The organism is Oleiphilus sp. HI0067, assembly GCF_001635735.1.
The window spans coordinates 1-289 of the sequence record NZ_LWFI01000726.1; the positions used below are offsets into that span (position 1 = coordinate 1).

Sequence of the window (289 nt, forward strand, 5' to 3'; positions counted from 1 at the left end):
CCACTCCATACCCATTGCTGAAGGCCAAATCCTGGAATGTAAATCGCTGGTTTACTCGTATGGCTTTCTCCGTAGCCATCAGGCCCAACCACTGGATCTCTAGGAACCGAAGGATCGTAGGTATTAAGTCCCGTGCCCTCTAGACCAAATATCTCATAATCGTCACCGGCGATATAAGCAGCGTCCAAATCGAGACCGATAATATACTGATCAACTTCGAACTGACGGTCTTTCAAGTTCGTTAGACCTGCAGGATTATGATACACAGCTGCAATACTGGGATCGCGAT

General features: G+C 47.4%; 1 pseudogene. It reads right to left on the bottom strand.

Annotated elements, in window-relative coordinates:
- A pseudogene (locus A3739_RS29685) lies at nucleotides 1-289 on the bottom strand (hypothetical protein); the annotation flags it as partial.